This window comes from Desulfosarcina sp. (assembly GCF_055467485.1).
In genome coordinates this window covers 1-7,791 of sequence record NZ_JBUOIV010000107.1, presented here as the reverse complement: position 1 = coordinate 7,791, position 7,791 = coordinate 1, and the positions used below count along the sequence as shown (strand labels likewise).

Annotated in this window: 7 protein-coding genes; all 7 read left to right on the top strand. The window is 56.6% G+C overall.

Annotation, left to right across the window (positions count from 1 at the left end; all coding sequences use genetic code 11):
* Positions 1-193: 193 nt before the first annotated feature.
* A complete protein-coding gene (locus ACZCED_RS24315; RefSeq protein WP_464862034.1) occupies positions 194-1,285 on the top strand; it encodes a mandelate racemase/muconate lactonizing enzyme family protein in 1,092 nt (363 codons plus the stop codon).
* Positions 1,286-1,586: 301 nt separating this feature from the next.
* On the top strand, positions 1,587-2,564 hold the full coding sequence (locus ACZCED_RS24310; RefSeq protein ID WP_464862033.1) for an ABC transporter ATP-binding protein: 978 nt from the start codon (positions 1,587-1,589) through the stop codon (positions 2,562-2,564).
* The gene (locus tag ACZCED_RS24305; protein WP_464862032.1) at positions 2,557-3,537 is read left to right on the top strand and encodes an ABC transporter ATP-binding protein; all 981 of its coding nucleotides are present in this window, start codon (positions 2,557-2,559) and stop codon (positions 3,535-3,537) included. The genes ACZCED_RS24310 and ACZCED_RS24305 overlap by 8 nt, the downstream gene beginning before the upstream one ends.
* 34 nt (positions 3,538-3,571) lie before the next feature.
* Positions 3,572-5,149, top strand: coding sequence for an ABC transporter substrate-binding protein (locus tag ACZCED_RS24300; protein ID WP_464862031.1), 1,578 nt, complete (start codon positions 3,572-3,574; stop codon positions 5,147-5,149).
* 75 nt (positions 5,150-5,224) lie between these two features.
* Positions 5,225-6,166: an ABC transporter permease gene (locus tag ACZCED_RS24295; RefSeq protein WP_464862030.1), complete on the top strand. Its 942-nt coding sequence runs from the start codon at positions 5,225-5,227 to the stop codon at positions 6,164-6,166.
* Entirely contained in the window at positions 6,159-7,103 is a 945-nt protein-coding gene (locus ACZCED_RS24290) for an ABC transporter permease (protein WP_464862029.1), read from the top strand. The genes ACZCED_RS24295 and ACZCED_RS24290 overlap by 8 nt, the downstream gene beginning before the upstream one ends.
* 110 nt (positions 7,104-7,213) lie before the next feature.
* Positions 7,214-7,791: amidohydrolase family protein (locus ACZCED_RS24285; protein WP_464862028.1), on the top strand; the 578-nt coding region annotated here is incomplete at its 3' end.

Genomic DNA, 7,791 nt, shown 5'->3' with positions numbered 1-7,791 from the left:
TCCATGTTACCGTGCTGTTCCGCCCAACAGAATAGCGTCTATCCTTCAAATAATCCACCGGCCCGGCCGGTGGATTATTTGCTTGCCGAGTCGATAAAATTTGTGTATCTCAATAACCAATGCTTCCAGCCTCCGGCCAAAAGAAACGGCCACTCTAATCAAAAACAGAAACTTCATACTACCGGGAGACATCATGCAGATAAAAGACATCCACTGCAATCTTTACCGGATTCCATTGCCTGTCGTGCTGTCTGACGCAACCCATGGAGAAATGCCCGACTTTGAATTGATCACCGTGCGCATCATCACGGATTCGGGCATGGAGGGTATCGGCTACACCTATACCGTCGGTGTCGGTGGTAAAGCAGTACAAGTCCTGATAAACCACGACATCAGAAAGATCCTGCTCGGGTCCGATGCCCGCGGTATCGAAAGATTGTGGCAAAACATGTGGCACCGTTTGCATTGGGTGGGCCGCGGCGGCATCGTTGTTTTTGCCATTTCTGCGGTGGATGTCGCCCTCTGGGATTTAAAAGGCCGCCTGCATAACGAACCCCTGTGGCGCCTGTTCGGGGGAAAATCCAACCGGGTCCAGGCCTATGTAGGCGGCGTGGACTTATACCATCCCTTAGATCAGCTGCTCGATCAGACTCGGCATCACATTACCAACGGTTTTCGTGCCATCAAGATGAAAGTCGGCCGTCCCCGGCTGCATGAAGATGTCGCCCGGGTGCAGGCCATGCGTGAGTTGATCGGTCCGGATGTGATGTTGATGGTGGATGCCAATATGCAGTGGCGCGTGGATGAGGCCATCCGCGCTGCCCGGGCCTTTAGTGAATTCGAGGTCCTGTGGCTGGAAGAGCCGATTGTCCCCGATGACGTCGCCGGACACGTGCGCGTCGCACGGGAGGGGGGCCTGCCGATCGCCGCCGGTGAAAATTTGCACAGCGTTTATGAATTTCAGTCATATCTTTCACGGGGGTGCCTGGATTTTCCCGAGCCGGACCTGTCTAACATGGGCGGTATAACGGCATGGCTGCAGGTTGCCAAGATGGCGCAGGCTTGCCATCTGCCCGTCACATCCCACGGTGTCCACGATCTGCATGTCCATTTGTTGGCGGCGGTGCCCAACGGAGTATACCTGGAAGTGCACGGGTTTGGGCTCGAGCGGTTTATCGAAAGTCCTTTGAAGATCGAAGATGGCGAAGCCGTTGCTCCGGACCGGCCCGGTCATGGCGTACAATTCGACTGGCAAGCCCTGGCCGAACACGAGGTGGGGCAATAGGCGCATGGTGGGATCTGGATTTCTGGATTAAGCCGCCACATTTAGAAGTGGACTCGAAAAAGTTTGCCGTTACTTGGTTTCTGTTATTTGAATCTTTTCCTTTAAATTTGTTTCATGCTTCGAGTTTCGAATTTCGGATTTAAATGACTGGAAAAATCGTCCTCGCTTTATTCCAGAAAGCTTACTGAAAAACTCCGACTCTATGGAAGGAGGAAGGAGCGTTCGCATTTCCGTGAGGCACCAAGGAAGCGGACTGACTATCTCTGGAACGCCAAAAACCAATCCGGGTCCGGGATGATAAATGGCTGAACTCCTGCTGTGCATAGAAGACCTGCATACCTGTTTTTTCACTGACGAGGGCGTGGTGAACGCCGTCAGCGGACTGGATCTCAACATTGACCGGGGAGAGACGCTGGGTCTTGTGGGAGAGTCGGGCTGCGGTAAAAGCGTAACCGCCCTGTCTATCATGCGCTTGATTCCAGAGCCCACCGGCCGAATCACCCAGGGAAGAATTATCTTTGAAGAGCAGGATCTGCTCGGTTTGTCGGACGAAGCGATCAGACGCATCCGGGGCAACCGTATCTCCATGATATTTCAGGAACCGATGACCTCCCTGAACCCCGTTTTCAAGGTCGGCAGCCAGATCGCGGAGGCCTATCGCCTTCACCAGCGCCTGCACCGGCGTGAAGCGCTCGAGAAATCCACTGAAATGCTGGCCAAGGTCGGCATCCCCGATCCGGCCAAGCGGATCGACGAATATCCCCACCAGATGAGCGGCGGCATGCGCCAACGCGTCATGATTGCCATGGCCCTGGCCTGCAACCCGAAACTGATCATTGCAGACGAGCCCACCACGGCCCTGGATGTAACGATTCAGGCCCAGATTCTCGAGCTCATGAACGACCTCAAGCAGGACTTCGGCGCGTCCATTCTGTTAATCACCCACGACCTGGGCGTCGTGGCCGAGATGACCCGGCGGGTGGCGGTAATGTATGCCGGAAAACTCGTCGAACATGCCGGTGTGGTAGCGCTTTTCAGCCGGCCGAAGCATCCTTACACGCTGGGACTGATGGCTTCGATTCCGAAAATAGATCAGCCGGTTCCGCCGGACCGGATGCTGCAGACCATCTCAGGGGTGGTCCCCGGCTTGCTCGATCTTCCCGAGGGATGCGCTTTTCAAGACCGGTGCAGCCGGGTGTTCGAACGCTGCTGCCGGGAGGATCCCCGGCTCATCGATACCGGTGACGACCAACAGGTGAGGTGTTGGCACTATGCCTGACAGCGATATTCTGAACATCGAAAATCTCAGAAAATATTTTCCGGTCGGCAAAGGGTTTTTCGGCCGGAGCGCCAATTTTGTAAAGGCCGTGGACGGAGTGAATCTGACGGTGCGCCCGGGTGAAACCATCGGGCTGGTGGGCGAGTCCGGCTGCGGAAAAAGCACCCTGGGAAACTGTGTTTTGCGGCTGGAAGAGCCGACTTCCGGCCGGATAACGTTCGAAGGCCGGGATATTCTGGCGCTGGACAACAAGTCCATGCGGCAGCTGCGGCGGGATATGCAGATCATCTTCCAGGATCCTTATTCATCGTTGAATCCCCGCAAGTCCATCGGTCAGATCATCGAGGAAGCCTTTCGCATCCACGGACTTCTGACTGCTGACGAACGGGTGGAGCGGGTGCAGGAGCTTCTTTCCGTTGTGGGATTGCGTGCCGAACACAGGCACCGGTATCCGCATGAATTCAGCGGCGGGCAGCGGCAGCGCATCTGTATTTCGCGGGCCCTGGCATTGAATCCCAAGCTGATCATTGCCGACGAGCCGGTATCCGCCCTGGATGTTTCGGTTCAGGCCCAGATCCTCAACCTGCTGGTGACCCTTCAAAATCAGCTCCACCTGACCTATATCTTCATTTCCCATGATCTCAGCGTGGTGCGCCATATCAGCGATCGCATCGCGGTGATGTACCTCGGTCAGGTGGTGGAGCTGGCGCCGTCCGAGGAGCTATACCGCCGGCCCTGCCACCCATATACCGAATCTTTGCTGGCGGCCGTACCGGTGGCCAACCCGCTGCAGAAGAAAAAGCGGGCAAAGCTCGGCGGAGATGTGCCGTCGCCCATCGATCCGCCGGCAAACTGCAGGTTTCATCCCCGCTGCAGCTATCGGCAGCAGATCTGTCGCGACAAAGGCCCCGTTATCGCAGAAATAAGAAGGGGGCATTCAGTGGCCTGTTTCTTTCCATTAAACGGGTCGTAAACAGGCAGCAATCGCTTAAAGAAAGGAGGTTCGTATGAAAGGGAATTTCATTTGCCGAAACTGGTTCTGGCCGGTCGTCATGGCGGCTCTGATTCTGGTATCCCCGGCGGCAGCGTCCGAGGATCAAACAGCCCGGCTGGCGGTGGGCGTCGACGACATCGGAACGGTGGACCCGCATTTTGCCGTTAAAATCGGTGAGGCCCCCATCGTCCGGATGGTCTACGAGTCCCTGCTGCGGCATCCTGCCGGTGAGATCGACATCGAAAGGATCGAGCCTTCCCTGGCCACCCGCTGGGAGGTTTCTTCAGACAAGTTGACCTGGACGTTTTACCTGCGCAAAGGCGTTCATTGGCACGAAAACTACGGCGAATTCACCGCCGAAGATGTTAAATTTTCCATCGAACGTCTGCTCAATCCGGACGTGGGCTCGCCGTTTCGCAAGAATCTGGCCGCCGTCGAGAGTGTGACCGCGATCGATCCTTACACCGTACAGATCAAAACCAATAACGTGGTCCCCGATCTGCCGGCGCTGCTGGTGGATTACCAGGCCGGCTATATTGTCTGCAAAAAAGCCGCCGAAAAAATGGGCAAGGACCTGACATATCACCCCGTCGGGACGGGCCCCTTTCAGTTCAGCAGCTACAAGCCCCGGGAAAGCTTCACGCTGAAGGCCAATCCGGACTACTGGCGCGGCAAGCCTAAACTGGAGACGGTGGTCGTGTCCTTTTTGCCGGACAACTCCACCCGCGAGCTGGCACTGCGAAACGGCGAAGTCGACGCCATCAACATCCCGGCCAAACAGGAATGGATCGACCGGCTCGGCAAGGCCGGATTCGATGTCAATCTGACGTCGCCGGCCAACATGTTCGTCCTGCATTTCAATTTGACAAAGCCGCCCCTCGATGACATCAAAGTCCGCCAGGCCCTGTGTCACGCAATCAGCCGGGAAGAAATTATTAATTACCTGGGCAAGGACGTGGCCAAAGCGGAGGACAGCCCCCTGCCGGCCGGATACGTCGGTCATACCGACGATGTGGCGCACTATGAATACGATCCGTCCAAAGCCAAAAATCTGCTGGCGGAGGCCGGATATCCCGACGGCTTTAAAACGAGCATGAACATTTCCAATTCCAACATCTATCTGCCGCCGATGCAGGTGATTCAGGAGCAGTGGAAAAAGATCGGCGTTCAGCTGGATTTGAATGTCGTGGATCATCCCACCTATCACAAGCTGATCCGCAAGGACGCCAACCCGGTTGTCATCTACGGAGCCTACCGCTACCCGCTGACGGGCAACATCTACCTGACCCAGTTTTATCACTCGGATTCCATTATCGGCAAACCCACCGCCATCATCAATTTTTCCCACTATGGCGAGGCACTGCCCGGGGTGGATAAATATATCGACGATGCCCGCTACGAACTGGATGTGGCAAAACAGAAAACCCTGTGGGTGGCCGCCCAGAAGCAGATCAAAAAAGATGCGGTATCCTATCCGCTGTTTACCCGGCTGTATGCGATGGCCAAATCCAAAAAGCTGGATCTGGGATTTCAGCAGAAGAGCTGGTCGTTTTACGATATTCGCGAGACCGCTCAAAAAGTTACACCCTAATTGATCATTTAGAGTGACATAAGCTAACAGACCGTGGACAGATATGTGTCCCCGGTCCCAGGGGGGTACAACAGGATGGGAATTTACATCGCCAAGCGTTTGATGTCGGCCGTCATTATCATGCTGGCGGTCGCCACCATCGTTTTCTTCGCCATGCGGGTGATTCCATCGGACCCGGCCCAGGTCGTGCTGGGGACATACGCCACCGAGGAAGCCCTGCAGGCATTTCGCCGGGACATGGGACTGGATCGGCCTCTTCTGAAGCAGTACCTCGAATTCGTCGGCCGGCTGGTCCGGGGCAATCTGGGACGTTCCATGATCACCAACCAGCCCATTGCCGAACAGATCTGGAGTCTGTTCCCCTACACCTTCAACCTGGCGATATCCTCGACGATCCTCGGCGCGCTCATCGGCATTCCCCTGGGGGTCTGGGCCGCAATCCGCAAGAACACGGCGGTCGATTATGTCAGCCGCATTGTCGCGCTGGCCGGGTTTTCTTTTCCGGCATTTTATCTGGGCGTCATCCTGCTGTTGGTGTTTTCAGTCGAATTGGGTTGGTTTCCCGTCATCCACCAGGTCCGGACCGGCAGTTTCAGCGAACATATTTACAAGCTCATCCTGCCGGCTTTGAGCCTGGGCCTGATCCAGGCAAGCTACGTCACACGCCTGACCCGTTCCTCCATGCTGGAAGCCCTGAACGAGGACTACGTGCGCACCGCATTGGCCAAGGGCCTCAAACCCAGCACAGTGCACTTCAAGCATGTTCTGAAAAACATCATGATCCCGGTTATCACCGCCATCGGATTGTATACCGGCACCATCCTGGGAGGCGCGATCCTGACGGAAACGGTTTTCAACCGGCCCGGACTCGGAAAACTGCTCGTGGGGGCCATCAGCCAGCGGGATTACACGCTCATCCAATCCGGGCTGGTGGTCTTTGCATTTATCGTGGTGATCGTCAACCTGATCGTCGATTTGACCTATTCCCTGTTCGATCCGAGGGTCAAGTATGAATAAAGCCAACCAGAGCACGGCCATGGCCCCATCCCGCCGGGCCGCCGGAAAGCAACGCGTCAGAGGCGGTTCCGGCCTCCTTTTAATCAAAGACATCTGGCGAGTCCTCAAGCAGGATAAGACGGCCTTGTGCGGCTTTTTTATCATTGTCGGGCTTCTGGTTGTCGCTTTGCTGGCTCCGTGGCTGGCACCGTACGACTTCAGCGAACAGCACATTCTGCATTCCTTCAAAGGGCCCACATTCAAATATTTGTTCGGAACGGATGAATTCGGCCGGGATCTATTCAGCCGCATCATCTGGGGTACCCGGCCGGCCCTGCTGGTGGGCGTTTTTTCCGTGCTGGTCTCCATGGGCATCGGTGTGCCCATCGGTGTGCTGGCCGGCTACAAATTGGGCAATGTCGACCGGGTGGTGTCCTGGATCGTGGACATCATGCTGTCGTTTCCGGCGCTGCTGTTGGGATTGATGATCGTGACACTGCTGGGCCAGGGCATTTACAAGGTCGTCCTCGCCATCGGGATTTCCCATGTCCCTCAGTACATCCGGTTGGCACGCGGGCCCACCATGGCGATCCGGAATCTCGATTTCGTCAGGGCCACCCGGGCGCTGGGCGCCGGAGATCTGCGAATCACCTTCGGCCACATCCTGCCGAACATCATCGGCCCCATTGTTATCATGGGCACGCTCAGCATTGCCGGGGCGATACGCATGGAAGCGTCCCTGAGTTTTTTAGGTTTCGGCATCCAGCCGCCCACCCCCAGCTGGGGCAATATGATCCGGGAAGGCGTCGCCAATATCCTGCAGAGCCGGTGGATGGCGCTTTTCCCGGGACTTGCCCTCACATTTACCGTCCTGGCGTTCAACATGGTCGGCGACTCATTGAGGGATATGTTCGATCCCCGGGTGATGCTGGGTCACAAAAGAAAGCGGAAGACATAGGCGGGACCGGGGGTGAGTGTTCCTTTCACAGAAACTAGGGACCGGTAGAAACTATCCGGATTTTTCTTGCGAGTTGCAGGGTTTAGATCAAACATAAAAAGGCATTTATCATGGAAAAATATGATCTGCTGATCAAAGATGGTTATTTGGTGGATTCGGCGCAGAAGCGCGAAGGGCGGTTCGACCTGGCGCTGGCGGGCGGCAAGGTGGTCCGGGTGGATAATGAAATCGATCCGGACAGGGCCAGGGAAATGTTTTCGGCCGGCGGCAAACTCGTTTTGCCGGGTCTGGTGGACACCCACGTGCATCTGACACCGGTGAAACGGGCTGTCGGATTTCAGATGCTGGCGCGCTCCGGAGTCACCTGTGCCCTGGACTGCGGCGGTTTCGTGGAAGATGTGATCGAGGGCATGGCTGTTGCGGGATCAGGCATCAGCGTGGCACCGTTGAACCGCCTCGATCCGGGGGTCAGCATCAACGGCCCCGATGCCGGCAGGGCGGAGTTGGCGGATTACCTGGAAAAGTCCCTGAAAGCCGGGGCTTTCGGCCTCAAGCTGCTGGGCGGGCATCAGCCCCTGAGCCCGGTTACCACAGCCGCGGCCATCGAGGTGGCCAACCAGGCAGGCGCCTACGTGGCCTTTCATTGCGGGACCACGCAAAACGGCAGCAACCTGAACGGTATGCTGGA

Bases quoted from the DNA above. Each gene is read 5' to 3' on its own strand.
- ACZCED_RS24295 (WP_464862030.1), top strand. From the start codon at position 5,225: ATGGGAATTTACATCGCCAAGCGTTTGATGTCGGCCGTCATTATCATG.
- ACZCED_RS24310 (WP_464862033.1), top strand. From the start codon at position 1,587: ATGGCTGAACTCCTGCTGTGCATAGAAGACCTGCATACCTGTTTTTTC.
- ACZCED_RS24300 (WP_464862031.1), top strand. From the start codon at position 3,572: ATGAAAGGGAATTTCATTTGCCGAAACTGGTTCTGGCCGGTCGTCATG.
- ACZCED_RS24305 (WP_464862032.1), top strand. From the start codon at position 2,557: ATGCCTGACAGCGATATTCTGAACATCGAAAATCTCAGAAAATATTTT.
- ACZCED_RS24315 (WP_464862034.1), top strand. From the start codon at position 194: ATGCAGATAAAAGACATCCACTGCAATCTTTACCGGATTCCATTGCCT.
- ACZCED_RS24290 (WP_464862029.1), top strand. From the start codon at position 6,159: ATGAATAAAGCCAACCAGAGCACGGCCATGGCCCCATCCCGCCGGGCC.